We start from the raw sequence: 25,811 nt of genomic DNA on the forward strand, positions 1-25,811 counted from the left end.
GAGTTCAATGTTGATCACTTGCCCCTATTGCGGCCCGCGCGACGTCATCGAGTTCACCTATCAGGGTGACGGCAACCGTGAGCGCCCCGACCCCGCCTCGCAGAATTTCGAGGCGTGGAACGCCTATGTCTATGACAGGCTGAACCCGGCCGGGGATCACAACGAGATCTGGCAGCATTCCGGCGGTTGCCGCACGCATCTGCGCGTCGTGCGCAACACGCTGACGCATGAGATTTCCAGCGTTGCTTTTGTGCGCGGTGATCATCAAGGGCGCGGCGATCATGGCTCCGCCGCGCGCCGCAAGGCGGAGGACAAGTCATGAGCCCGCGCCGCACCGACACCGGCGGCCGCATCGACCGGCTGAAAACCATCCGCTTCACCTTCGATGGCGCGGCCTACACCGGCCATGCCGGCGACACGCTGGCGTCAGCCCTGCTGGCCAAGGGCGTCACGCTTTACGGACGTTCGTTCAAATACCACCGCCCGCGCGGCCTGCTCACAGCCGGCGTCGAGGAACCCAACGCGCTGGTGACGGTGCTGAAGGGCGAGGTTCGTGAACCCAACATCCCAGCGACCATGGTCGAGATCCATGACGGCCTGGTTGCCATCAGCCAGAACCGCTTTCCCTCGCTTGCCTGGGACATCAACGCCGTCAACCAGCTCGGCGGCAAGATCCTGTCGGCCGGGTTCTACTACAAGACCTTCATGGGACCGGTGTTCGGTCCGCTCAAAGGCACGCGCTTCTGGATGTTCTGCGAACACTTCATCCGTCGCGCCGCCGGCCTCGGCAGCGCCGGATCGGCAAAGGACCCGGCCCGCTACGAACGCATGAACGCCTTTTGCGACGTGCTGGTGGTCGGCTCCGGCCCCGCCGGCCTGATGGCCGCCAAGGCTGCCGCCGATCAGGGCGCCCGCGTCATGCTGGCCGATCTCGAGCCGCGTTTCGGCGGTTCGGCCAACTGGTCCGATGAAACGATCGACGGCGCGCCTGCCGCCGATTGGGCCCGTCGCACGGTCGCCCAGCTCGAAGGCCGAGACAATGTCCGCCTTTTGCCGCGCACCACGGTCTGGGGTTACTACGACAACAACACGCTTGCCGCGCTCGAACGGGTCAGCGACCATAAGGATCAGCCAGGCAAGGGCGAGCCGCGCCATCGCTATTGGGCGATCCGCGCCAAATCCGTGGTCCTGGCCACTGGTGCGTTCGAGCGGCCGCTGGTCTTCCCCGGCAATGACAGGCCCGGTGTGATGCTGGCGCATGCCTCCGAGCGCTACGCCAACGAATTCGGCGTGCTGCCGGGCGAGCGGATCGCACTGTTCACCAACAATGACAGCGCCTATCGGGCGGCGGTCGCCTTGAAGAAGGCCGGTGCCGCGGTCGTCGCCATCGCCGATGTCAGGCCGGAACTTTCGCCGGAGATGCGCAAGCTGGCCGCGGAAGCCGAGGCCGAGATCTTCGCTGGCCATGCCGTCGTCGCCACCGAAGGCGGCAAGGCGCTGTCCGGCCTCAAACTGCAGCGCTTCGACATGACCAACGGCACGCTCATCGGTGATGCACGCAGCATCCATGCCGATTGCCTGCTGATGTCGGGCGGCTGGTCGCCGACCATCCATCTGGCCAGCCAGGCCGGTGCCAAGGCGGAATGGAACGCCGCCCGGCAAGCCTTTCTGCCGCCGAAGCCGACACAAAAGTGGCCCCCACAGCAATGGATCGGCGCCGGTGCCTTCACCGGCAGTTTTTCCACCACCGAAGCCATCGCCGAAGGCCGCGCCGCCGGCCTCGCCGCCGCCGGCGGGCAGAGCACACCGTCCATGCTGCCGACCGTCGAAGCAGTGCCCGGCGATCCCGATCCCGCCCCGGTGTTCGAGATCAGGGCCAAGGGCAAGAGCTTTGTCGATTTCCAGCACGACGTCACGGCTGAGGACGTGCGGCTGGCCCACCGCGAGGGCTTCGTCTCGGTCGAGCATCTGAAACGCTACACCACGCTCGGCATGGCGACCGACCAGGGCAAGAGTTCCAACGTGCCTGGCCTCGCAATCATGGCCGAAGCGCTGGGCAAGCCGATCCCCGAGGTCGGCACGACGCGCTTCCGGCCGCCCTTTGCACCGGTGTCGATCGGCTCGCTGGCGGCCGAGCGTTTTGGCGACCTGAAGCCCGAGCGGCTGACTCCGATGCATGACTGGCATCTGGCCAGTGGCGCGACGATGTATTCCGCCGGCCTCTGGTACCGGCCGATGATCTACGGTCATGCCGGCGAGACGGTCGAGCAGGCCTATGTGCGCGAAGCCAAGGCGACGCGCGAAAGCGCAGGGATCGTCGATGTCTCGACGCTGGGCAAGATTGCCGTGCAAGGCCCTGACGCCGCCGCATTCCTCGACCGCGTCTACACCAACATGTTTTCGACGCTCGCCGCCGGCAAGGCACGCTACGGGCTGATGCTGCGCGAGGACGGCCTAGCCTTCGACGACGGCACCACTTGGCGGCTCGGCGATCAGGATTTCCTGATGACCACCACCACGGCCAATGCCGGCAAGGTGATGCAGCATCTGGAGTATTTCCTCGACGTGATCTGGCCGGAGCTGAAAGTCCACGTGACCTCGGTGACCGACGAATGGGCGGGTGCCGCGATCGGCGGGCCGAAGGCCAGGCAGATCCTCGCCGACTGTGTCACCGGCACGTCGGTCGACAACGCCGCCTTGCCCTTCATGGGCATCGTGCGTGGCGATATAGCAGGCGTGCCGGTGATGATTTGCCGGCTGTCCTTCTCCGGTGAAATGGCCTTCGAAGTCTATTCCGGCGCCGGCCACGGCACCCATGTCTGGGAAGCGCTTATTGAAGCCGGCAAGCCGTTCGGGCTGGCCACCTATGGGCTCGAGGCACTGGGCACCATGCGCATCGAAAAGGGCCATGTCACCGGCGCCGAGATCGACGGCCGCACCACGGCACGCGACCTGCATCTCGACTGGATGCTGTCGAAGAAGAAGCCTTTCATCGGCTCGGCGATGATGGACCGCGAAGGCTTGATCGCATCGGACCGCCTTGAACTGGTCGGCCTGATCGCCCTCGATAACCGGCCACTCAACGGTGGCGCCCACATCGTCGAGGAGGTTGACGAAGCCAATCCGCACGACTCCATCGGCCATATCACCGCCTGCTGCTATTCGCCGGCGCTCGGCAAGCATATCGCGCTGGCGCTGGTCAAGGGCGGCAAGGCACGGCAGGGCACGCGCGCCCATGTCTCCGATCCCTTGCGCAACCGCTTTGGACCGGTCGAGATCGTCTCCAACCACTTCTTCGATCCGGACGGGAGCCGCATGCATGGTTGAGCGCCAGTCACCCGAACCCTTGTCGCCACTCGAACCGGAATTTCACGTCGGCTCACACGGCAATTTCGAGCATGGCGTCGAGATCATCCTGACCGAGACGCGGCCTGGCTCGATCGTGCAGCTGGCAGCGTGGCCCGGCGAGGAGAAGAAGCTGATAGCAGCCATCCGCACCGTCACCGGGCTTGCTCTGCCCGATGGCGCAGGCGGCGGCTTGAGCGACGGCGTGAAATCGGTGTTCGGCTTCGCGCCGGGAAAGTTCACTATCGCCGACGAGGCCGAAGGGTTGGCCCCCGCCTTTGCCAAAGTGGTAACGCCGGCCATCGGCACCGTGACCGATCTTTCACATGGCCGCACCGCCATCCGCATTGCCGGGCCTAAGGCTGAATGGGTGCTGGCGAAATTCTTCGCCATCGACTTTTCGCTGCCGGCCTTTCCCATCGGCGCCGGCCGCTCGACCACCCATCACGACATCTTCGCCCAGATCCAGCGCACCGGCGCCGACCAGTTCGACATCTATGTCTTCCGCTCATTCGCACGCTCGTTCTGGAAGGCGCTCTGCCATGCCAGCGAGGAAGTCGGCTACGAGGTGCAGTAGGCGCCCTGTCGGCCAGGGCGCCGCGTCACTTCTGGCATCAACGCCAGCCGGTTCTGCCGCTAGAGAATCGCGCCTCGGGCGCTCATGGTTGGAAACATGACCGCCAGGCCGGTCCAAGGGGTAAATCCCGTCTCAGAGTCGGCACATTCGTTTGGTTCGAACATCTCCATGACCGCAGAACTATCCGCCGGCGCCACGGATTGCGCCGATGTGCCGGCCAGAGCCTTGCTCCTGCTGCCGCTAACGGTCGCCTGCGGCGTGTTCATGACCAGCCTCGACCAGAATGTCGTGGTGACCGCGCTGCCGGGCATCAGCGAAAGCCTCGGGCGTCCGCCCAGCCAGCTCGGCCTCTTGATTACCGTCTATGTCGCCAGCCTGATCATCTCGATGCCGCTTGGCGGCTGGGCCGCCGACCGCTTCGGACTGCGCAACGTCTACTGCTTTGCCTTGCTGGTGTTCGCCGCCTCGTCGGCGCTCTGCGGGCTGTCCGACAACATCTGGACGCTGGTCGGCGCCCGCGCGCTGCAAGGCTTTGGCGGCGCCTTGATGGGCACGCTCGGCCAGGTCGTCATCCTGTCGACCTTTCCGCGCAGCCGAACGCTGAAGATCAACATGTACATCTCGCTGGCCGGCCAGTCCGGACCGTTGGTCGGTCCGCTCGTCGGCGGCGCGCTGACCACCTACATTTCCTGGCGCTGGATCTTCTTCATCAACGTGCCGTTCGCGCTGGCTGCGGCAATTCTTGCCGCCTCGCTGTTTCCGACGATGACCAAGCCGGTGCGCACGCCGTTCGATTTTCCGGGCTTCCTGCTGGTCGGCAGCGGCATGGTCCTGCTGGTCTTCGGCATGGATTCGCTTGCCGCCAAGGATGCCGCGGGCGGCATCATCGCCGCCGAACTGGCGCTGGCGCTCGTTATCCTGACCATCGCCTCGTTCTACTGCCTGCGCGTGCGCAATCCGCTGCTCGATCTCAAGCTGTTGCGCATCCGTACCTTCCGCATTTCGTTCCTCACCGGTGGCGGGCTGGACACGATCGGCCTCAGCTCCGTCGTCTTCCTGCTGCCGCTGATGTTCCAGCTCGGCTTCGGCATGAGCGCGGTTCAGGCGGGATCGCTGACCTTCGTCGCCGCGGTCGGCTCCGTGGCCATGCGGTTCTTCATGCCGCGTGTCCTCAACCGTTTCGGCTTTCGCCGCGTGCTGGTCTACAACACGCCCATCGTCGCCGCCCTGGTTGCCGGCTTCGCGCTGATGCAGGCGACGACGCCGGTATGGATCGTGCTCACCTACATCTTCGTCTTCGGCGTCTTCCGCTCCGCGCAATGGGCCTCGACCGGCAACCTCGCCTATTCCGACATCGCGCCCGAGCAGCTCGCCCGTTTCAGCGCGCTCTATTACATATTATGGCAGCTGGCAGTGGCGATCAGCGTTGGCCTGGCCGCCGCGGCACTGTCGTTTCTGGCGGGCGGCGGCCCTGCCGTCGCCGACGACTTTCGCATCCTGTTCGTGATCGAGGGCGTCATCACGCTCTGCGCGCTGCTTGCCTACCTCAAGCTGACGCCGCAAGACGGCGTCCATGTCAGCGGCCACGGCGCACAGATGAACACGGAATGAAGCTGGCTGGCTTACTCGCTGAACGTCACCCACTCTTCCAGCGGCACGCGGTCGGTGCGGAAGGCGTTTTCAGGTTTTGACGTATCTTCGTAACCAACCGCCATGCCGCAGACGACGATCTCTTCGTCCGGAATGTCGAGCACCGGCCTGATCTGCCGGTGATAGGGCGCGAAGGCCGCCTGCGGACAGGTGTGCAGACCCCTGCCTCTGGCTGCGACCATGATGTTCTGCAGGAACATGCCGTAGTCAATCCACGAGCCCTGGTTGAGGCGGCGGTCGATGGTGAAGATCATGCCGACCGGAGCGTCGAAGAAGACGAAGTTGCGGTCGTGCTGGGCGCGCATCTTGTCGACCTCGCGGCGACCAATGCCGAGCGCGCCATAGAGGCCGAAACCGTTGGCGCGGCGGCGGGTCAGATACGGCTCGAAGAACTGGGTGGGATAATACCGGTACTCGTCCCAATCGGCTTTTTCGGCGCGAATGCCGGAATTGAGAATGGCGTCTGATATCCGCTGCTTGCTCTCGCCCTTGGTGACATAGACTTTCCATGGCTGCATGTTGGTGCCGGATGGGGCGCGCGCCGCAACCGCCAGAATGGCGCGGATGGTGTCGTCGTCGACCATGTCGGGCAGGAATGCGCGCACCGAACGGCGCGACAGGATCGCCTCGTCGACAATCTCGGCATCGCCCGCGATTCGGGGGTTATTTTCCAGCATGGGCCGTCCCTTACCCTTTGTCTCGATCGGACGTCCCCACTCGCCGCTCTCGGCGGAGCCTTTGCATGAACCGTCAAAATCGCGCAAGCAAATCTTGTGCATCCGTGAAAATCTACTTGATTTTTTCATGAGCTTGATTTCTCATGAAATTTGACGGTATTTTTTCATGAAGAGAGCGTTTTGCCTTCGACTACCGCAAGAACATTGCAGGGACCTGACGAACGCGTGCTGGCCGGCGATATCAGGGCCCTGCGCAAGGCGCGCGGGCTGACGCTCGCCGAGATCGGCCTGAAGCTTGGCCGTTCGGTCGGCTGGGTCAGCCAGGTCGAGCGCGGCCTGTCGATTCCATCGCTCGGTGACCTCCGAGCCTTCGCCGAACTGTTCGGCGTGCCGATCAGCCTGTTCTTCAGCCATGACGTGCCTGTCGAAAGCGAGCGCGGCGTGGTCGTGCGTGCCGGCAGGCGCCGCACGCTTGGCACAAGCGAATCCGGCCTGGTGGAGGAGCTTCTGTCGCCCGATCTCGGCGGTAGCTTCGAGATGGTGCGTTCGGTCTTCGCGCCGGGCGCGGAACTGAAGGCCGAGGCGCAGCGGCCGACCGAGGAAGCCGGATACGTCGCGTCCGGACTGTTCGACATCGAGATCGGAGGTGTCTGGCATCGGCTTGGCGAGGGCGACTCCTTTCGCTTCGAAGGCAAGCCCTACCGCTGGCGCAATCCGGGTGCCGAGCCGGCAATTGTCATCTGGGTGGTTTCACCACCCGTCTATTGAGTTCAAGTTTGGAGAAGAACATGGCGGGTTTGCCGAGCACGGCGCGCGTGGTGATCATCGGAGGCGGTGCCGTCGGCACCTCCTCGCTCTACCATCTCGCCAAGGCGGGCTGGACCGACTGCGTGCTCTTGGAAAAGAACGAGCTGACTTCGGGCTCGACCTGGCATGCCGCTGGCAACGTGCCGACTTTCTCCTCGTCCTGGTCGCTGATGAACATGCAGCGCTATTCGACCGAGCTTTATCGCGGGCTGGCCGACGCGGTCGACTATCCCATGAACTATCACGTCACCGGCTCGCTGCGCCTTGCCCACACGAAAGAGCGCATGCAGGAATTTCAGCGCGCCAAGGGCATGGGCCTCTACCAGGGCATGGACATCGACATTGTCGGTGTCGGCGAGATCCAGCGTCGCTATCCCTTCATCGAGACGCATGACCTGAAAGGCGCGCTCTACGACCCGAGCGACGGCGACATCGATCCGGCGCAGCTCACCCAGGCGCTGGCCAAGGGTGCGCGCGACATGGGCGCGAAGATCATCCGCTTCTGCCCGGTCACAGGCGTGCGCCGTGAGAACGACGAATGGGTGGTCGAGACGGCACAAGGTGAGATCCGCTGCGAGATCGTCGTCAATGCCGCCGGCTACCGCGCCGCCGAAGTCGGCCGGATGTTCGGCCGCGACGTGCCGATGATGGTGATGAGCCATCAGTACATTTTGTTCGAGGAGATTCCCGAACTGGCGGCATGGTCGAAGGAACAGGGGAAGAAACTGCCGCTGCTGCGCGACGTCGACACCTCCTACTATCTTCGCCAGGAGAAGAACGGCATGAATCTCGGCCCCTATGAGCGCAATTGCCGCGCGCATTGGGCCACCCACAACGACCCGATGCCGGAGGATTTTTCCTTCCAGCTGTTCCCCGACGATCTCGACCGGCTCGAACATTATCTGGCCGACGCCGTCGCCCGCGTGCCGATCCTGGGCACCGCCGGCCTGTCCAAGGTCATCAATGGCCCGATCCCCTACACGCCGGACGGCAATCCGCTGATCGGCCCGATGCCCGGCGTTCCCAATGCCTTCGAGGCCTGCGTCTTCACCTTCGGCATCGCCCAGGGCGGCGGCGCCGGCAAGGTGCTGGCCGAATGGGTGACAGAGGGCCAGACCGAATGGGACATGTGGTCATGCGACCCGCGCCGCTTCACCTCCTTTGCCGCGGCGCCGGACTATTGCGTCGCCAAGGGCATGGAGATCTACGGCAACGAATACGCCATCCAGTTCCCGCGCCATGCCTGGCCGGAAGGCCGCGACCGCAAGCTGTCGCCGATCCACGATCGCATCAAGGCGCTCGGCGGCCGCTTCGACGCCTATAATGGCTGGGAGCGCGCCACCTGGTATGCGCAAGAGGGCGATGATGTTTCAGAGGAAGCGACGCTGACCTTCCGCCGCGAAGGACCGTGGCACCATCGTGTGCGTGAAGAATGCCTGGCGGTGCGCGATGCCGCCGGCATTTTGGACCTGCCGGGCTTCTCGCGCTTCAACCTCGAAGGCCCGGGTGCCGCCGAATGGCTGAGCCTGCAGGTCACTGGGCTGGTGCCAAAACCCGGCCGCATCGGTCTCGTCTATTTTGCCGACGACAAGGGTCGCATCGTCACCGAAATGTCCGTCGTGCGCCACGACGACAACCTGATGACGCTGATCACCGCGGCGGTCGCGCAATGGCATGATTTCGAGTGGCTGAAATCGCGCATGCCTGAAGATGCGACCTTCAAGCTGATCGATCGGACCGAGGAATTCTCGACCCAGATCCTGGCAGGCCCGAACTCGCGAAAAATCCTCGCTGATGTCTGCGAAGCCGACCTCACTCTGCCATGGCTGACGCATCAGGAGACAAAGATCGCCGGTCGCTGGGCCAAACTCGTGCGCGTCTCCTTCGCCGGCGAACTCGGCTGGGAAATCCACACCAGGATCGACGACACCGCCGCCATCTTCGATGCCATCTGCGCGGCGGGACAACAGCATGGGCTGAAGCCGTTCGGCATGTATGCGCTGGATTCGCTCAGGCTCGAAAAAGGCTACCGCACCTGGAAGGGCGACCTGTCGACCGACTATTCGATCCTGCAGGGCGGGTTGGAGCGCTTCGTCAAATGGGACAAGCCCGACTTCCGCGGCAAGGCGGCACTCCAGAACGAAAAGCAGCAAGGCGTGAAGAAGCGCTTCGTCACGCTGGTGGTGGAAAACCCCGGCGATTGCGACGCTCCGTCAGTTTCTACACTCTGGCATGACGGCAAGATCGTCGGCGAGACGACGTCGGGCGGCTGGGGTCATCGCATCGACAAGTCGATCGCACTCGGCATGCTGCGCGCCGACCTGGCCGAACCAGGTACATCAGTCGAGGTCGAAATCTTCGGTGACCGCTTTCAGGCGATCGTGCAGAAGGATGAACCGCTGTGGGATCCGAAGAACGAAAGGCTGCGCGCATGAAGAAAATCATCCTCACCGATGGCGGGATGGGCCAGGAACTGGTCCGCCGCAGCAAATCCGAGCCGACACCGCTTTGGTCGGCCAGGGTGCTGATCGACGAACCCGATTTGGTGCGCGACCTGCACGCGGAATTCATCCGTGCCGGCGCACGTGTCATCACCATCAACACCTATTCTGCGACACCCGAACGCCTGGCGCGCGAGGGCGCGGAAGACCTCTTCAAGCCATTGCAGAAGCGCGGCATCGAATTGGCCAGGCAGGCCCGCGACGAGGCCGGCGATGCAGCCATCGCCGGCTGCCTGTCGCCGCTTTTCGGCAGCTATGCACCGGCACTGACCATTTCCTTCGAGGACACGCTCGATATTTACCGCCGCATCGTTGCCGAGCAGGCCGATGGCGTCGACCTGTTCCTGTGTGAAACCATGGCGTCGGCGGACGAAGCCCGCGCGGCGGTCACCGCGGCATCGGAAAGCGGCAAGCCGGTATGGGTGTCGTGGACGCTGGCCGACCACGGCAAGCCACGGCTGCGCAGCGGCGAGACAATAGCCGCCGCGGCAGGCGCGCTCGATGGCCTGGCAGTCGCCGCGCGGCTGGTCAATTGCTGCCGGCCGGAAGCAATCGCCGCGGCTTTGCCTGAACTGATCGACCTCGGCGGCCCGGTCGGCGCCTACGCCAATGGCTTCACTTCAACCGAAGCACTCAAGCACGGCGGCACCGTCGATGTGCTGCACGCCCGTCACGACCTTGGCCCGGATGCCTATGCCGACCAGGCGATCGGCTGGGTCGAGGCTGGGGCAAGCATCGTTGGCGGCTGCTGCGAAGTCGGACCGCCGCACATCGCCGCCCTGCGCGACCGGCTCGAACAGGCCGGCTACGAAATTTCGGGAGTTTTGCATGCCTAGACCATCATCGCGTATTTCCGGCATCGTGCCTTCGGGCAAGGACGGCTGGGAAGTCCATTTCGCCGCCTGGACGCGCAAGGAGGCCGGCGAAGACATCATCATGCTGTCGGTCGGCGACCATGATTTCGACACGCCTTCGCAGACCATCGAAGCCTGTGTGACCGCGGTTCGCGGCAGCAATCATCACTACACCCCGCTTCCCGGCTTGCCGCGCCTGCGCAGGGCGATGGCGGCGGCCTCGACCGCCTGCACCGGCGTCGAGACGTCGCCGGATCAGGTGATCGCCACACCGGGTGGCCAGGCCGCACTCTACGCCGCGGTGCAGGGCGTGCTCGACCAGGGCGATCACGCCATCGTCGTGGCGCCCTATTATGCCACCTATCCCAACACGTTCAGCGCCGCAGGCGCTGATTTCACCGTCGTTGAGACACCGGCCGAGGATGGCTTCCAGCCGCGTGCCGACATGATCCGCGCGGCAATCCGGCCGAACACGCGCGCCGTCCTGATCAACACGCCGAACAATCCGACAGGAGCTGTCTATTCGCGCGAGCGGCTGGAGCAGTTGGCAGAAGTCTGCCGGGAGCACGACCTCTGGCTGCTGTCGGACGAAGTCTACTGGACGCTCGGCGGCGGCGAGCACGTCTCGCCGCGTTCGCTGCCAGGGATGGCCGAGCGTACGCTGGTCATCAATTCGATGTCCAAGAGCCACGGCATGACCGGCTGGCGCATGGGCTGGCTGACTGGGCCGGAGGAGATGATCACGCTCATGATCAATCTCAATCTGGTGACGACCTACGGCCTGCCGGCCTTCATCTCGATCGCCTGTTCCGAGGCACTGGAGAACCGTTACGGCGTCAAGGAGATCGCCGAACGTTACGCGGCACGCCGCACCGTCTTGCTCGACGCCGTGCGGGGCATGAACGATGTCACCGTGCGCGGTTCGGAGGGCGGCATGTATGTCATGCTCGACATCTCGGCCGTCGAACCGGACGACGAGAAATTCGCCTGGGCCCTGCTCGACAACGAAAAGGTTGGCGTGATGCCCGGCTCCAGCTTCGGCGAGGCGGCCGCCGGCCACATTCGCATCAGCCTCTGCCAGCCCGAACCCGTGCTGCAGGAAGCTGCACTTCGTCTGCGCCGCTTTGCTTTCAGCTACCGTCGCGAGGCAGCATGACCGCCAAGGCAGTTCCCGCCAAAGCAAGAGCGGTCATCATCGGCGGCGGCGTTTCCGGCTGTTCGGTCGCCTATCACCTGGCCAAGCTCGGCTGGACCGATATCGTGCTTCTCGAACGCAAACAGCTGACGTCGGGCACGACATGGCACGCCGCCGGCCTGATCGGCCAGTTGCGCGGTTCGCAGAACATGACGCGGCTGGCGAAATATTCCGCCGACCTCTACGTCAAGCTGGAGGCCGAGACGGAGGTCGGCACCGGCATGCGCCAGGTCGGTTCGATCACCGTGGCGCTGACCGAGGAGCGCAAGCACGAGATCTACAGGCAAGCGTCGCTGGCGCGTGCCTTCGATGTCGACGTGCGCGAGATTTCGCCCAGGGAAGTCAGCGAGATGTACCCGCATCTCAATGTTTCCGATGTCATCGGTGCCGTGCATCTGCCGCTCGACGGCCAGTGCGACCCCGCCAACATCGCCATGGCCCTGGCCAAGGGCGCGCGCCAGCGCGGCGCCACCATCATCGAGAACGTCAAGGTCACCAAGGTCCACAGCAGGGCCGGCCGCGTCACCGGCGTGGCTTGGGCACAAGGCGAAGAACAAGGCACGATCGAGGCCGACATCGTCGTCAACTGCGCCGGCATGTGGGCACGCGAACTGGGAGCGCGGAACGGCGTCACCATCCCGCTGCACGCCTGCGAGCATTTCTATCTCGTCACCGAGCCAATCCCCGGCCTCGGCCGGCTACCGGTGCTGCGCGTGCCGGACGAGTGCGCCTACTACAAGGAGGACGCCGGCAAGATGATGCTGGGCGCCTTCGAGCCGGTGGCGAAACCATGGGGCATGGACGGCATAAGCGAGGATTTCTGCTTCGATCAACTGCCGGAGGACATGGAGCATTTCGAGCCGATCCTCGAAATGGGCGTCAACCGCATGCCGATGCTGGCGACCGCAGGCATCCACACCTTCTTCAACGGTCCAGAGAGTTTTACGCCCGACGACCGCTACTATCTCGGCGAGGCGCCGGAACTGTCCGGCTACTGGATGGCGACCGGCTACAATTCGATCGGCATCGTCTCCTCCGGCGGCGCCGGCATGGCGCTGGCGCAGTGGATCAATGATGGCGAAGCTCCCTTCGACCTGTGGGAAGTCGACATCCGCCGTGCCCAGCCGTTCCAGAAGAACCGCCGTTACCTCAAGGAGCGCGTCTCGGAAACGCTCGGCCTGCTCTATGCCGACCATTTCCCCTATCGGCAGATGGCGACATCGAGGAATGTCAGGCGTTCGCCGCTGCACGAGCATCTGAAGGCGCGCGGCGCCGTATTCGGCGAAGTCGCCGGCTGGGAGCGCGCCAACTGGTTCGCTCGCGAGGGCCAGGAGCGCGAATACCGCTATTCCTGGAAGCGCCAGAACTGGTTCGACAACCAGCGCGAAGAACACCTTGCGGTCAGGAACGGCGTCGGCCTGTTCGACATGACCTCGTTCGGCAAGATCCGCGTCGAGGGCCGCGACGCCAGCGCTTTCCTGCAAAGACTGTGCGCCAACGACATGGACGTCGCGCCGGGCAAGATTGTCTACACCCAGATGCTCAACAAGCGCGGCGGCATCGAGAGCGATCTGACGGTCTCGCGGTTGTCCGAGACGGCTTTCTTTCTCGTCGTCCCCGGCGCCACGCTGCAGCGCGATCTCGCCTGGCTGCGCAGGCACATCACCGACGAGTTCGTCGTCATCACCGACGTGACGGCGGCCGAAAGCGTGCTCTGCCTGATGGGCCCGGACGCAAGAAAGCTGATCCAAAAGGTCAGCCCCAACGATTTTTCCAATGATAAAAATCCGTTCGGCACGTTCCAGGAGATCGAAATCGGCATGGGCCTGGCCCGCGCCCACCGCGTCACCTATGTCGGCGAGCTCGGCTGGGAACTCTATGTCTCGACCGATCAGGCGGCTCATGTCTTCGAGGCGATCGAGGAGGCAGGTGCGGATGTCGGCCTGAAACTCTGCGGCCTGCACACGCTGGATTCCTGCCGTATCGAAAAAGCGTTCCGGCATTTCGGCCACGACATCACCGACGAGGACAATGTGCTGGAAGCCGGCCTAGGCTTCGCGGTGAAGACCGCCAAGGGCGACTTCATCGGCCGCGATGCCGTGCTACGCAAGAAGGAAGCCGGCTTGTCACGCCGACTCGTTCAGTTCCGCCTGAAGGATCCGGAGCCCCTGCTCTTCCACAACGAGGCGATCCTGCGCGACGGCAAGATCGTCGGCCCGATCACTTCAGGCAATTACGGCCATCATCTCGGCGGCGCGGTCGGGCTGGGCTATGTGCCATGCCAGGGCGAGAGCGAAGCGGATGTGCTGGCTCCATCCTACGAAATCGAGATCGCCGGCGAGCGCTTTGCGGCGGAAGCGTCGCTGAGGCCGATGTACGATCCGAAGGCCGAGCGGGTGAAGATGTAGCGCCTCTTACCCTCCCCCTTGTGGGGAGGGTCGGCTCGCGGTCGGAGCAAAGCGGAGATTGCGGGACGGGGTGGGGATAGCGCCCTACGAGACCCCGCTTCTCAAAACCGCTCCAGCTTTGCCCGCACCTTCGCCAGAAACGCCGCCCTTGTTGCCGGCGTCGAGGCATCCATCAAATAGTGCGCCAGGAAAAAGGTCCGGCAGCGTGTCGCGCACAGTGCTCGCATGCCGCGCAGCAGGGTCTTGCGTCCCGGCTGGCCGACGACGACGCTCCACCAGGTCGGCGCGCCGCAGGTGGTGATGACGCCGACCTTGGTTACATGCGTCATCAGCGACTTGATCCGCCCCTTGCCGGCCGGCAACTTGAAGGCGACGTCCGTCGCCCACACCCGGTCGAGCCAGCCCTTCAGCATCGCCGGCAGTCCGTACCACCAGGTCGGATAGACAAACAGGATCGCTTCGGCCCAGTTGAGCAGTTCGAAATGCGGCTTCAGCGCCGGGTCCTGCGGCGCCTGGTCATTGTAGGAGCGTCGCTCGTCGCAGCCCATCACCGGGTCGAACTTCTCGGCGTAGAGGTCGAGCAGCCGCACCTCCCAGCCTCGTCGCATCAGCACGTCGATGGCGCTGTCGCGAATTGCCGCACAGAAGCTGTCGGGCACCGGATGGCAGTAGACCACCAGCGCGCGCATCAGAAGGCATCCATGATGGCCGCGACCTTGACCATGAAGGTCTTGCGCGTGCTGTCGGTCGACAGATTCATCGAATAATGCGCAAGATAGCTCACCGGCGCGCCCGGTTTGACGGTGGCGCGCAGCATGCGCTTGATCAGTTTGCGCGGCGGATCGCCCATCAGCATGGCGCGGAACCGGCTGCCGCCATAGGTGGTCACCGCCGCGACCTTGCGTATGTTGTGCAGCGACGGCTGCGCCTTGCCGTCGACCAGCTTGAACGACACGCCGGGCAAGAAGACGCGATCGAAAAAGCCTTTCAGTATCGCTGGAAAGCCATAGTTCCAGACCGGATAGGAAAGCACCAGCGCATCGGCGCGCAGCAGGCGCTCGACATAAGGTGCGGCAGCGTCAGCGGCGCCGCGCGGATTGTGGTAGTCCAGCCTTTCCTGCCGCGTCATCCGCGGATCGAAATCCTCCGCGTAGAGGTCGCAGTCATCGACCGTATGGCCCGCCGCCGTCAACCGCTCGACGATCATGCGGTGCAGGCCGGCATTGAAGCTGGTCTCGACCGGATGGGCGTAAAGGACGAGGATGTTCACAGGGGAATATCCGCAAGGTCAGTGCGAGGCACCCCCCTCTGCCCTGCCGGGCATCTCCCCCGCAAGGGGGGAGATCGGACTGCCGCATTGCTTTCGCCAACTGTCAACGCCACAGAATGGTCGAGACTCAGAAGCTGCCAATCTCCCCCCTTGCGGGGGAGATGTCCGGCAGGACAGAGGGGGGTGTTCAAGCGCGAACCTCTCCTCATCCCGCCCTCTGCAACCCCTTGAACAGAAAAGTCCGGCCCGAACGGTAGTCGTAGTCCGGGTTTTCCCAGGCGATCATCTTGCCGGGGTTGAGCAGGCCTTGCGGATCGGTTTCGCGCTTGAAGGCAAGCTGCACGGCATCCGTCTGCTTCATGCCGCCCTCTTCCAGCGTGTAGCGGTGCGGGTTGAAGATCGGGCAGCCATTCTCCTCGTGCAGGCGCACGATCTCGTCGAGCCGCGCCTCGGTGGTGAACTTGACCAGCGACAAGCCGAAACAGGTGATGTTGCCATCCAGCCGCACGAATTCCAGATGCGAGAATACCTCGCCCGGAAACATCGCATCCATCTTTTCGACCAGCGCGAGCTGGTTGGGGAAGGGATAGAGCGACTGCAGATAGGTGATCGAAGGATCGACGCGCAGTGCCCTCAGCGTGGTGTGGTTCCAGGCCAGTTCATAGGCCGGCGGCAGGCCCTTTTTCTCGTCCGGCGTCGCTGAGGCTGCATTGAAGATCACCTCGCCACCGGCACGCCTGGTGAAGGCCAGGAAGGCATCGAGCCCATGCCGCGCCACCATGACGACGCAGATGCTTTGCCCCTGCTTCAGGAATTTCTGGTGCCGCTTGAAATAGAGCTGCGGCACGGGTGCCGCTATCGGCGTGATCAGCTTGGTCAGGATACCGTCCTGACAGGCCAGCGCATTGCCATAGCGCGCCGCATCCATGAAAGCGTCGAAGCCGACGACGACGTCGATCCATTCATAAGCCGCGGTCAGCGGCATCTCGACCTCCGATATGATGCCGTTGGTGCCGTAGGCATGGGTCACCTTGTGCAGATCCTCGCCGGTGAGTTCGAGCGCTTTCGGCTCGGCTTCCATGGTCACCACGCGCAGCCGCAGCACATTGCCGAAGTCGCGCAGGCCGCCGAAATTGATCGAGCCGACGCCGCCCGAACCGCCGGCGATGAAGCCGCCGATCGAGGCGGTGTTGTAGGTGGACGGCGACAGCCGCAGCTCCTGCCCGGAATGCGCCCGCGTCGCCTTATCGATATCGGCCAGAATGGCCCCCGGTCCGGTCACCACGCGACCTGGCGCGATCGAGTTGATCTCGTTCATCTCGGCGAGGTTGAGCACGACGCCGCCCGAAAGCGGCATCGCCTGGCCGTAATTGCCGGTGCCGCTGCCGCGCGGCGTCACCGGCACGCCATGGCGATGACAGGCGGCAAGCACACGGATCAGTTCAGCCTCGTTCCTCGGCGTCACGATCAGATCGCCGGTGACATGGTCTAGCTGCTGCTTCAGCACCGGGCTGTACCAGTAGAAATCGCGGCTCTTCTGCTGGACGATGGCCGGATTGTCGTCGACCTTCAGGCCTTCGAGATCGCGTTTGAGCGCCGAAACGTCCATCATTCCACCATCAGTTCGTCGAGTTCGGCGTAGTCCGGCAATTGCCGGTCGATCGCCTTGCCGCCGCGCACCACGATGCGATCCGATTCGGGCCGCGACAGCAATTCCGTCCAGCTTCGGCCTTTGAACACGATGAAATCGGCATCGCCGCCGGCGGCAAGCGTGCCGAAGCCTTCAAGCCGCATCGCCCTGGCCGGCGTCGCGGTGACCGCTTGCGGCCAGTCGGCGACCGGATGGTCGAAGTGCAGGATGCGCGTCGCCATGCGGTAGACCTCCAGCATGTCGAGATCGCCATAGGCATAGAAGGGATCACGCGTGTTGTCGGAAGCGACAGCGACCGGAATGCCCCTCGCCTTCATCTCGTGCAGCAGCGTCACGCCACGCCAGCGCGGCGTGGTGCCGTCGCCGCGCCGGTCCTGCAGATAGAGATTGCACATCGGCAATGAAACGACGGCTAGCCCTGCCTTCGCCACCTTGTCCAGCGTGTCGAGCACGTCGAGGTCCGGCTGGCGCGCAAGCGAGCAGCAATGGCCGACGAGGATCTTTCCTTCGAAACCGTTCCAAAGAGCGGCCTCGGCGATCTTCTTCAGCGATATGGCGGAGATGTCATCGGTCTCGTCGGCATGGAAATCGAGATCGAGGCCATGCTTGATCGCTTGCGCGAAGACATGGTCGAGCAGTTCTTCGAGGTCCGGCACCATATAGGTGACGACACCGAGCACGCCCTTTGCCGCGGCAACCCTCTTTGCCAGCCTGTCGAACCACTTTTTGTCGCGTACGCCTTCGATGCCGAGCAAACAGGCGCCCTGCAACTCGATGCGGCCGCGCCATGCCTCGCGCATCGCCTCGAACACCGGCCAGGAGATTTCCTCCTGCGGCGCGACGCTGTCGAGATGCGTGCGCAGCGCCCTGGTGCCATGGGCGTAGGCTGAGCGCAGCGAGAAATCCATCCGTTTCGCAACGTCCTCGGCGCTCCAGCGTGCCACACGATCGGCGCCGGCGGCATTCAGCGCGCCCAAGAACGTGCCGTCGGGATTGGGCTTTCGCGGCCAGATATGGCCCTTGTCGATATGCGTGTGGCTGTCGACGAAGCATGGCAGCACGATGCGGCCGCCAAGATCGACGGCATCAGCAGGCGCTGCACGACCGTGGGCGGCAATGCCTGCGATTTTGCCGTCCGCGATAGTGACGTCGGCAAGCGCAAAGCCATCCCTGTCGAGAGCAGCGCCAAGGCCTGGGGTCAGGGATGCGTGAAGCCTGACATTGGCGAGCCGGTATGAACCTGTGTTCGGAATCAAGGGCCTAGCGCTCCTGCTTCAGTGCGCTTTCGTGCCAGCGCCGCAAAATGAGATGCGAAATCAGCGACAGCACGAGGAAGATCAAAATGCCGGTCAGCGAGATCAGGAACAGCGCCGCGAACAGCCGCGGCGCGTTGAGCCGGTAACCGGCCTCGATGATGCGCGAGGCAAGGCCGGACGACTGGCCGGTGGTGCCGGCGACGAACTCGGCCACCACCGCGCCGATCAGCGACAGGCCGCCGGCGATCTTCAGCCCGCCGAGGAAATAGGGCATCGCGGCCGGCAGCCTGAGATAGCGCAATTGCTGCCAGCGCGTCGCGCCATTGAGCTTGAACATGTCGCGCAGATTGCGGTCGACGGAGTTGAGGCCAAGCGTGGTGTTGGACAGGATCGGAAAGAAGGCGACGATCCAGGCGCACAGCAGAAGCTTGGTTGTCTGGTCGTTCACATAGATGTTGATCAGCGGAAAGATCGCCACGATCGGCGTCACCTGCAGCACGATGGCGAAGGGGAAGAATGACATCTCGACCCATTTCGACTGCGCGAACAGCACCGCCAGCCCGACCCCGCCGATGACGGCCAGAGCCAGGCTGAGGAAGGTGATGCGCAAGGTGACCAGCAGCGAGGAAAACAGCAGGCCGGCATCGTTGTAGAGTGTCCACAGCACCACGCCCGGGCGCGGCAGGATGTATTGCGGAATCGCGTTCCAGACGCAGATACGATCCCACAGCCAGATCGCCAGGATCATGATCGTTAGCGGCAGCAGCCAGCGGCCGATCCGTTCGAACCGCTCCTGGCGCACGCGGCGCGCTTCCTCGGGGTCGAGTTCGAGCACGCGCTCGTCAATGGCCGTCATGATGCGCGCCTGCTGTTGAATTGATGGCATTGACCAACACATCGGAGGCCTGACGGCAGAGTGCCGCATAGTCGGGCGAGGTGCGAAACGCCTCGTCGCGCGGATAGGAGGCCTCGATGGCGAGTTCGTCGAACACCCTGCCCGGCCGCGCCGCCATGACGACGACGCGGTTGGAGAGGAACACGCTTTCAAAGACGCTGTGGGTGACGAAGACGACGGTGAAGCGTTCGTCCTGCCACAGTTCCAGCAGATCGTTGTTGAGCTTGAAGCGGGTGATCTCGTCGAGCGCGGCAAACGGCTCGTCCATCAGCAGCACGCGCGGTTTGGTCACCATGGCGCGCGCAATGGAGACGCGCATCTTCATGCCGCCGGACAGTTCGCGCGGCACCGCGTCTTCGAAACCGGTCAGGTGCACCCGCGCCAGCATCTCCGTGATCGCCGGTGTCGCCTTGGCGCGCGAAATGCCTTTCAGCCGAAGCGGCAGCCAGACATTGTCGAAAACATTGGCCCAGGGCAGCAGCGTCGGCTCCTGGAAGACGAAGCCGATGTTCGAACGGTCAAGCGAGCCGCCGCCGCGCCAGTCGAGCACGCCGGAGGTCGGCGTCGACAGGCCGGCGATCAGCCGCAGCGCCGTCGACTTGCCGCACCCCGACGGCCCAAGCAGGCTGAGGAAATCGCCTTCCCGGATGGTCAGGTCGACGTCGCTGAGCGCCGTCACGCCGTTGGAAAATACCTTGCCGACGCCGCGCAGCGCCAGAAGCGTCGGGGCCGTACCCGACACAGCCGGCGCTGGCGCCACTTTTTCCCTTATCATGCCGGGACCGGCCTATTTCTTCAGCTCGAGCCCGACGCCCTTGTTGATGAAGGTCAGCGTGTAGGCCTTCTTGATGTCGATGCCGGCTGGCGTGACCTTGGCCTTGACCATCTTGTCGTAGAAACTCTTGATCCGCTCGTCGGTCATGGCGCCGATGCCGAGCTTTTCGGTGTCGCCGGAATCGGCCAGGCCGAACTTCTTCATCTGCTCGATCGAGAACGCGATCTGCTCGTCGCTCATGTCGGGATTGTCTTTCTTGATCAGGTCGTTGGCGGCCTTGTTGTCGCCGTAGAGATATTTGTACCAGCCCTTGGCGGAGCCATCTACGAAGCACTGGACCACCTCCGGCTTCTTGTCGATCGTATCCTGCATCACCTCGATCGTCGTCGAATAGGTGTCCCAGCCATAGTCGGCGAGCAGGAACTGGTTCGGCACGAAGCCGCCTTCCTTCTTGACCGCGAACGGCTCGGAGGTGACGTAGCCCTGCTGGATCGACTTCTTGTTGGCGAGGAAGGGAGCGGTGTTGTAGGTGTAGGGCGCGCGCTTGGAGGCATCGAAGCCGAGTTCGATGACCATCCACTGGAAGAAGGTCTGCACGCCCTCGTCACCCAATATGTACTGGTCGGCGTTCTTCAGGTCCTCCCATTTGTCGAGCCCTTCGCCGGGATGGGACATGATGACCTGCGGGTCCTTCTGGAAATCCGCCGCCACCACCCGCATCGGAATGCCTTGCTGGACGGCATCGAAAGCCGACAGCAGATTGCCGCCCATGTAGAAATCGATCTTGCCGGCCAGCAGCATCGGCCGGCCGCTGACCTGCGGACCGCCCTGCATAATGGTGACGTCGAGGCCGCAGGCGGCATAGGTGCCGTCCGCCACGGACTGGTAATATCCGCCATGCTCCGGCTCGGCCAACCAGTTGGTGCCGAAGGTGACTTTCTCATTCGCAGCAGCACCCAGCGTGCTGGCTGCAAGCAGGGCCACAACCGCCACCGAGATCTTCTGTTTTCCGTACATCGACACCACCCTCTGTTTGCTCCGGCGCGCCACGCGCCAGGCTCGACACCAAAGATTCAAGAAGCAAGACACATGCCACCGGCGTCTGGCGCCGGGGCCGCCCGCTTGAAAGACGTTGCCATGCCAAGCGCGGACGGGTCATGCTGTACGGAAGGCATCGTGCCTATTTTTTGAACGGCTGTCCATAATCGCCCGGGCAACATGCACCGCCATCTTGAAGGTGTAGTGGGTCCGGCTTTAGGCTGACGGCATCCAGGAGATTGCCATGTTCAGATTCCTCACCCCGAAGTCGATCAAGCCGCCCTTTGCCCGCTACAGCCACGGCGTCGAGGTGCCGGCTGGCAAGCGGCTGGTGCTGTGCTCGGGTCAGGTCGCCATCACCGCGGACGACCAGATTCCGGAAGACGCCGGCGCGCAGGCCGAACTCTGCTTTCAAAACATCGCGGCGATTCTCGGCGAAGCCGGCCTGGGTCTGAGGGATATCGTGCGCATCAACACCTATGTCACCGATCGCGCGCATCTGCGGCCCTATATGGATGTCCGCGACCGGCTGTTTTCCAGCCCCGCGCCGGCCTCGACGCTGATGATCGTTTCCGGCTTTGCCCGCCCCGAATTCAAGGTCGAGGTCGAGGCCATCGCGGCCGGGTGATCGACAGACAACCTCCGCCGCGCTAGGTCTGGCCGTTCATCGAAGAGGCATGACATGACTGTTGCGAAGAAACGCGCGTGGTGGGGCGACTACCGGACTACCGAATACGCCTCGATCGATCCGGAGGCGACGATCGCCGTGCTGCCGGTGGCGGCGATCGAGCAGCATGGGCCACATCTGCCGGTCTCTACCGACACTTCGATCATGAACGGCATGCTCGACACGGTTATTTCGCGCCTGCCCGACGATCTCGACATCCGCATCCTGCCGGTCCAGGCAGTGGGCAAGTCGAACGAACATCTGCACGCGCCGGGCACCCTCACTCTGCCGGCAACCACGCTGATAGAAGCCTGGACCGAGCTTGGCCTGTCGATCGCGCGCGCCGGGGTGCGCAAGCTGATCGTGGTCAATTCGCATGGCGGCAACGAAGAGATCATGGGCATCGTCACGCGCGAACTGCGCGTGCGTGAAAAGATGCTGGCGGTAAAGACCAGCTGGCAGCGTTTTGGTCGTCCGGCCGGCATGTACACCGAACTGGAGGATCGCCACGGCATCCATGGCGGCGATGTCGAGACCTCGCTGATGCTGCATTTCCGGCCGGACCTCGTCGACATGGGCAAGGCCGACAATTTCGTTTCCAATGTCGCCAAGGCCGAGAAGGAATTCTCGCTGCTGCGCCACACCGGCACCCACGCCTTCGCCTGGATAGCTGGCGATCTCAACCCGAACGGCGTCGTCGGCGATGCCAGCATCGCGACGGCGGAGAAAGGCCGGCTGACGGCAGAATATCAGGCCGACGGCTTCATCAGCCTGCTGCGGGATGTCCGCAAGGCGAAGCTCGCGGACTGGTTGACGTAGCCTCCAAACCAGTGGTCTGGCATCGAAAGGCAAACGCTGTCCTCTTGAACAAACCAGGCGACGGAGGGCGGATCAGACGATCACGCTTTTGCACAGAGAGATTTCCGCACAAGAGATTTTGACAAACTTTGCCAAAATGGGCCATACTGGACGGGATATGGAGGCCAGTATGGCAACGATGAACGTATCATTGCCCGATCCGATGAAAGATTGGGTTGAGGCGCAAACCGAAACGGGCCGCTACGCCAACGCGAGCGATTATGTGCGCGATTTGATCCGTCGGGATCAGGAGCGCAACGACAAGATTGCCGCCATGCAGCGCTTTGTCGATGATGGCTTGAAGAGTGGCATCGGCAATCGATCCAGGGACGCGCTTTTCACGGAGGCGGTTAAACGCGCTGAAAAGCCATCCGGCAATAGGTAGTGGGATTTCGCCTTTCTTTAGCCGCGGAAGAGGACATCGTCGGTATTGCCGAGCAAGGGGTGCGCCTGTTCGGCGCTGTGCAGGCCAGACAGTATCATGACGAGTTGTTCACGATCTTTGACCTGATCGCTGCCAGTCCCCGAATAGCGCGAGAGCGGCTTGAATTGAGGCCACCGATGCGTATCCATCCCTTCAAAGCCCATCTTGTCGTCTACCGGATCGAAGCCGACGACGACGTGTTCATTGTCCGGGTACGCCACGGGCATGAAGATTGGGCGAATGAAGGCCACTCGATAATCGAACAACGACATGGGGCAGCTAGCTGTCGATCCTCAGCGCAAAGGGCGTGCCTTCAAAGGCATCCGCACCGCGCCCGATCGATTCGATTGCCTCGATCATGCGGCCGTTGCGATCAAGCAGCGCATCGGCCACCGCAATCAGCCGCGGATTGGGTGTCGCCGATGGCGACAGCGTCCGCAATGTCTGAGCCAGTTCGGCCTCATCGCGTTTCGGCGCCAATGCCGCCGCAATGATGTAGGCGGAGGCGGTCGAGCGGCTGATGCCGGCATAGCAATGCACGAGCATCGGCCTTGCCCGGTCCCAGCGGCGCGCGAAATCGAGCAGGTTACGGACATGCTCCTCGCCCGGCATGGTCATGCCGTCCTGCGCCGCCGCGATGTCATGCATGACCAGATGCAGATGGTTTTCTCGGGCGATCGACGCCGGACGGACCACCTCCGTTCCGGCGGCAAGCAGCGACAGCATGCGGTCGGCGCCGGTCCTGGCCACCGTTTCCTCGATCTTTGCCAGCGAACAGACATGGATCATTGTTCCGAACCCTTCGATTGATCCTCGCGCCGCGACGCCCATTCGGCAAGAGCGGTCTCGAGCCGCTGCCATTCCTCCTCACTTCCCGGCAGGCCGGCGCGCAGAACGTCAGGCCGATCGGCAAAATGGCGAAGCAGGATGCCGCGCTCGCCGAGCGCGGCAAACAAATCGGCGGCATTGGTCAAACTGAGGAAACGATACAATGTGGTGCCGCCCGCTACGGGTACGCCGAAGCGGGCCAACAGCGCGTCGAGCCGCGCCGATGCGCCGGCAAGAGATGATCGCATCGCGTCCTGCCAGTCGATGTCGGCAAGCGCGCGGATGCCGTATTCCAGCGCCGGGCCGGCGACGGCCCATGGCCCGAATTGCGTCTCAAGCCGTTCGACCGTCGCTACATCGGAAAGTGCAAACCCGAGCCGCAGCCCGGCCAGGCCGAAGAACTTGCCGAACGAACGCAGGACGACGATACCGCCCTGGCCGACATCGCCGCAGAGGCTATGCTCGCGCGGCCCAACATCCATGAACGCCTCGTCGACAACCAGCAGCCCGCCCTTGGCGCGCAATCCGGCAGCCAGAGCCAGCAACCGGTCGCGCTCGATGACACGTCCATCCGGATTGTTCGGATTGACGATGATGGCAAGGTCGGCGTCCGCCAGGTCAGCGAAATCGCCGACCTCGGTCACCGCGTGCCCGGCGATCACTGCTGCGCGGGCATGTTCGGCGTAGGTCGGACCCAGCACCAGCGCCCTTCCGGGGGTAATCAGCGAGGCGACGCGCGGCAACAGGATCTGCGTGCCCGGTGCCGCCACGATGTTGGCTGGCGACGGCGCCCCATAGGCACTGGCAGCGATCTCTGTCAGCTCACGCGTGCGCGCGGCTTCCGGCAACCGCGACAGCGAGGTGGCGGGCAGGTCGAAAAGCGGGTAGGAGTGCGGATTGATACCGGTCGAGAGGTCGACGAATGGCAGCAGGGCGTTGGGAAAAAGCCCCCTCGCGCGGCCAAGACTTCCACCATGGTCCACAACCGCCCCATTAAGAAGCTTCATGTCAGTCCTGATCGCTTTCCTGTCATTGGCCGTCGAATTCGCCCTCGGTTACCCCGATTGGCTGTTTCGCGCCATCGGCCATCCGGTGACGTGGTTCGGCAGGCTGATATCCTTTCTCGACCACAGGCTCAACCGCGCCACTGATCCCGACGCGCTGCGTCGCAAGCGTGGTGTCCAGGCGCTGCTGGTCATCGTGCTGGTGCCGGCGATAATTGGCCTGGGCGTGCAGATCCTGTTCTGGTTTGTTCCCAAGGGCCTCGTCATCACGGCCCTTCTGGCAACGTCGCTTCTGTCGCAAAAGAGCCTCTATGAGCATGTCGAGGCGGTGGCTGACGCGCTCGACACCGGCGGCCTGGCTTTGGGCCGCGTTGCCGTTTCGCGGATCGTCGGCCGCGACCCTGAAACGCTCGACAGGGCCGGCGTCTGCCGCGCGGCGATCGAGAGCCTGGCCGAGAATTTCTCTGACGGCATCGTCGCCCCCGCCTTCTGGACCGGCGTCGGCGGCCTGGCCGGCGGCGCCGCCTACAAGGCCGCCAACACCGCCGATTCGATGATCGGCCACCGCACCCCGCGCCACGAGGCGTTCGGCTGGGCAGCGGCGCGCTTCGACGACTGGATCAATCTGCCGGCGTCGCGGCTGACGGCGCTGCTGATCGTGCTGGCGGCGTTCCTCGTCAAAGGCGCTGATGCGAAAAATGCCTGGCATGCGGTATTGCGCGACGCGAAAAAACATCGCTCACCCAATGCCGGCTGGCCGGAAGCGGCGATGGCCGGCGCGCTCGGCCTGTCGCTCGCCGGGCCGCGCAGCTACGGCGGCGTACTGGTCGACGACGTCTTCATGGGCGAAGGTGGGCGGCGCGAAGCCGACAGCCTCGACATCAGGCAGGCGCTGAAACTCTATCGCGTTGCCGACTATCTGCTGATCGCCCTGTTCGGGTTGGTTTCGGTCGTTGTCATCGTGACGTGATCTCACGCTCCCCCTTGTGGGCAGGGCTATCGCATATGGAATTCCTGAGATGTCTGCCCGGCACGGACCCCCACCCCTAGAGCGTTTCATATTTTGACGGAAGCGTAGCCTGCGTTTTCGAAGTAGTTCTTGCATTCGGCTGCCTCGATGGTTTCGACGAG

Annotated in this window: 23 protein-coding genes and 1 pseudogene; 14 read left to right on the top strand and 10 right to left on the bottom strand. The window is 63.7% G+C overall.

Annotation, left to right across the window (positions count from 1 at the left end; genetic code table 11):
* The first annotated feature begins 7 nt into the window (after nucleotides 1–7).
* The 4 genes from NKH95_RS27435 to NKH95_RS27450 all read left to right on the top strand — a co-directional run bounded on the left by NKH95_RS27435 (nucleotide 8) and on the right by NKH95_RS27450 (nucleotide 5,533).
* A complete protein-coding gene (locus NKH95_RS27435) occupies nucleotides 8–322 on the top strand; it encodes a sarcosine oxidase subunit delta (protein WP_023812338.1) in 315 nt (104 codons plus the stop codon).
* Nucleotides 319–3,327, top strand: a complete 3,009-nt coding sequence (locus tag NKH95_RS27440; RefSeq protein WP_352893835.1) for a sarcosine oxidase subunit alpha — start codon at nucleotides 319–321, stop codon at nucleotides 3,325–3,327. The genes NKH95_RS27435 and NKH95_RS27440 overlap by 4 nt, the downstream gene beginning before the upstream one ends.
* Nucleotides 3,320–3,922 (top strand): sarcosine oxidase subunit gamma, encoded by a 603-nt coding sequence (locus NKH95_RS27445; RefSeq protein ID WP_023812340.1) that lies wholly within the window; start codon nucleotides 3,320–3,322, stop codon nucleotides 3,920–3,922. Before NKH95_RS27440 ends, NKH95_RS27445 begins: the two co-directional genes overlap by 8 nt.
* 168 nt (nucleotides 3,923–4,090) lie before the next feature.
* The gene (locus tag NKH95_RS27450; protein WP_023812342.1) at nucleotides 4,091–5,533 is read left to right on the top strand and encodes an MFS transporter; all 1,443 of its coding nucleotides are present in this window, start codon (nucleotides 4,091–4,093) and stop codon (nucleotides 5,531–5,533) included.
* Nucleotides 5,534–5,544: 11 nt separating this feature from the next.
* Here NKH95_RS27450 and NKH95_RS27455 read toward each other — a convergent pair whose 3' ends face one another.
* Nucleotides 5,545–6,249: a nitroreductase gene (locus NKH95_RS27455; protein WP_023812343.1), complete on the bottom strand. Its 705-nt coding sequence runs from the start codon at nucleotides 6,247–6,249 to the stop codon at nucleotides 5,545–5,547.
* Nucleotides 6,250–6,429: 180 nt separating this feature from the next.
* Here NKH95_RS27455 and NKH95_RS27460 point away from each other — a divergent pair, with 180 nt between their 5' ends.
* The 5 genes from NKH95_RS27460 to NKH95_RS27480 are packed head-to-tail and all read left to right on the top strand — an operon-like array spanning nucleotide 6,430 to nucleotide 14,014.
* On the top strand, nucleotides 6,430–7,017 hold the full coding sequence (locus tag NKH95_RS27460) for a helix-turn-helix domain-containing protein (RefSeq protein WP_502895354.1): 588 nt from the start codon (nucleotides 6,430–6,432) through the stop codon (nucleotides 7,015–7,017).
* A gap of 20 nt (nucleotides 7,018–7,037) precedes the next feature.
* Nucleotides 7,038–9,491 (top strand): GcvT family protein, encoded by a 2,454-nt coding sequence (locus NKH95_RS27465; protein WP_352893837.1) that lies wholly within the window; start codon nucleotides 7,038–7,040, stop codon nucleotides 9,489–9,491.
* Entirely contained in the window at nucleotides 9,488–10,393 is a 906-nt protein-coding gene (locus NKH95_RS27470; protein ID WP_023812346.1) for a homocysteine S-methyltransferase family protein, read from the top strand. The genes NKH95_RS27465 and NKH95_RS27470 overlap by 4 nt, the downstream gene beginning before the upstream one ends.
* A complete protein-coding gene (locus NKH95_RS27475; protein ID WP_352891841.1) occupies nucleotides 10,386–11,567 on the top strand; it encodes a pyridoxal phosphate-dependent aminotransferase in 1,182 nt (393 codons plus the stop codon). The genes NKH95_RS27470 and NKH95_RS27475 overlap by 8 nt, the downstream gene beginning before the upstream one ends.
* Nucleotides 11,564–14,014 carry a GcvT family protein gene (locus NKH95_RS27480; protein ID WP_352893838.1) on the top strand — a complete coding sequence of 817 codons (2,451 nt, stop codon included), beginning with the start codon at nucleotides 11,564–11,566 and terminating at the stop codon, nucleotides 14,012–14,014. The genes NKH95_RS27475 and NKH95_RS27480 overlap by 4 nt, the downstream gene beginning before the upstream one ends.
* A gap of 101 nt (nucleotides 14,015–14,115) precedes the next feature.
* On the opposite strand, the gene NKH95_RS27485 is transcribed toward NKH95_RS27480, so the two are convergent.
* From NKH95_RS27485 to NKH95_RS27515, 7 genes are all read right to left on the bottom strand, one after another.
* Nucleotides 14,116–14,703: an NAD(P)H-dependent oxidoreductase gene (locus NKH95_RS27485; protein ID WP_352893840.1), complete on the bottom strand. Its 588-nt coding sequence runs from the start codon at nucleotides 14,701–14,703 to the stop codon at nucleotides 14,116–14,118.
* Nucleotides 14,703–15,284: an NAD(P)H-dependent oxidoreductase gene (locus NKH95_RS27490; RefSeq protein WP_352893841.1), complete on the bottom strand. Its 582-nt coding sequence runs from the start codon at nucleotides 15,282–15,284 to the stop codon at nucleotides 14,703–14,705. The genes NKH95_RS27485 and NKH95_RS27490 overlap by 1 nt, the downstream gene beginning before the upstream one ends.
* A gap of 205 nt (nucleotides 15,285–15,489) precedes the next feature.
* Entirely contained in the window at nucleotides 15,490–16,893 is a 1,404-nt protein-coding gene (locus NKH95_RS27495; RefSeq protein WP_352891950.1) for an FAD-binding oxidoreductase, read from the bottom strand.
* Entirely contained in the window at nucleotides 16,893–18,191 is a 1,299-nt protein-coding gene (locus tag NKH95_RS27500) for a cytosine deaminase (RefSeq protein WP_352893842.1), read from the bottom strand. Before NKH95_RS27500 ends, NKH95_RS27495 begins: the two co-directional genes overlap by 1 nt.
* Nucleotides 18,192–18,195: 4 nt before the next feature.
* Entirely contained in the window at nucleotides 18,196–19,047 is an 852-nt protein-coding gene (locus tag NKH95_RS27505; RefSeq protein ID WP_352893844.1) for an ABC transporter permease, read from the bottom strand.
* Nucleotides 19,034–19,861: an ABC transporter ATP-binding protein gene (locus NKH95_RS27510; RefSeq protein WP_352439846.1), complete on the bottom strand. Its 828-nt coding sequence runs from the start codon at nucleotides 19,859–19,861 to the stop codon at nucleotides 19,034–19,036. Before NKH95_RS27510 ends, NKH95_RS27505 begins: the two co-directional genes overlap by 14 nt.
* A gap of 12 nt (nucleotides 19,862–19,873) precedes the next feature.
* Nucleotides 19,874–20,878 carry an ABC transporter substrate-binding protein gene (locus tag NKH95_RS27515; RefSeq protein WP_127258460.1) on the bottom strand — a complete coding sequence of 335 codons (1,005 nt, stop codon included), beginning with the start codon at nucleotides 20,876–20,878 and terminating at the stop codon, nucleotides 19,874–19,876.
* Nucleotides 20,879–21,143: 265 nt separating this feature from the next.
* On the opposite strand from NKH95_RS27515, the gene NKH95_RS27520 reads away from it, so the two are divergent.
* The 4 genes and pseudogenes from NKH95_RS27520 to NKH95_RS27535 form a co-directional block, all read left to right on the top strand.
* Nucleotides 21,144–21,527: a RidA family protein gene (locus NKH95_RS27520; RefSeq protein ID WP_023812356.1), complete on the top strand. Its 384-nt coding sequence runs from the start codon at nucleotides 21,144–21,146 to the stop codon at nucleotides 21,525–21,527.
* Between the two features lie 54 nt (nucleotides 21,528–21,581).
* Nucleotides 21,582–22,385: a creatininase family protein gene (locus tag NKH95_RS27525; RefSeq protein WP_352893846.1), complete on the top strand. Its 804-nt coding sequence runs from the start codon at nucleotides 21,582–21,584 to the stop codon at nucleotides 22,383–22,385.
* 169 nt (nucleotides 22,386–22,554) lie between these two features.
* Nucleotides 22,555–22,809, top strand: coding sequence for a type II toxin-antitoxin system ParD family antitoxin (locus NKH95_RS27530; RefSeq protein WP_023812358.1), 255 nt, complete (start codon nucleotides 22,555–22,557; stop codon nucleotides 22,807–22,809).
* Nucleotides 22,809–23,093, top strand: a pseudogene (locus NKH95_RS27535) (type II toxin-antitoxin system RelE/ParE family toxin); the annotation flags it as partial. The gene NKH95_RS27530 and the pseudogene NKH95_RS27535, both read left to right, overlap by 1 nt.
* A 34-nt stretch (nucleotides 23,094–23,127) precedes the next feature.
* Here NKH95_RS27535 and NKH95_RS27540 read toward each other — a convergent pair.
* Together NKH95_RS27540 and cobD are read right to left on the bottom strand one after the other, a co-directional pair.
* On the bottom strand, nucleotides 23,128–23,637 hold the full coding sequence (locus tag NKH95_RS27540; protein WP_023812360.1) for a tyrosine phosphatase family protein: 510 nt from the start codon (nucleotides 23,635–23,637) through the stop codon (nucleotides 23,128–23,130).
* The gene (gene cobD / locus NKH95_RS27545) at nucleotides 23,634–24,683 is read right to left on the bottom strand and encodes a threonine-phosphate decarboxylase CobD (RefSeq protein ID WP_023812361.1); all 1,050 of its coding nucleotides are present in this window, start codon (nucleotides 24,681–24,683) and stop codon (nucleotides 23,634–23,636) included. Before cobD ends, NKH95_RS27540 begins: the two co-directional genes overlap by 4 nt.
* On the opposite strand from cobD, the gene cbiB reads away from it, so the two are divergent.
* On the top strand, nucleotides 24,682–25,650 hold the full coding sequence (gene cbiB, locus NKH95_RS27550) for an adenosylcobinamide-phosphate synthase CbiB (RefSeq protein WP_352793875.1): 969 nt from the start codon (nucleotides 24,682–24,684) through the stop codon (nucleotides 25,648–25,650). The two genes, cobD and cbiB, sit on opposite strands and share 2 nt — an antisense overlap.
* Nucleotides 25,651–25,811 lie beyond the last annotated feature (161 nt).

The sequence above is a fragment of the Mesorhizobium sp. M0848 genome, assembly GCF_040319805.1.
Taxonomy (GTDB): Bacteria; Pseudomonadota; Alphaproteobacteria; order Rhizobiales; family Rhizobiaceae; genus Mesorhizobium.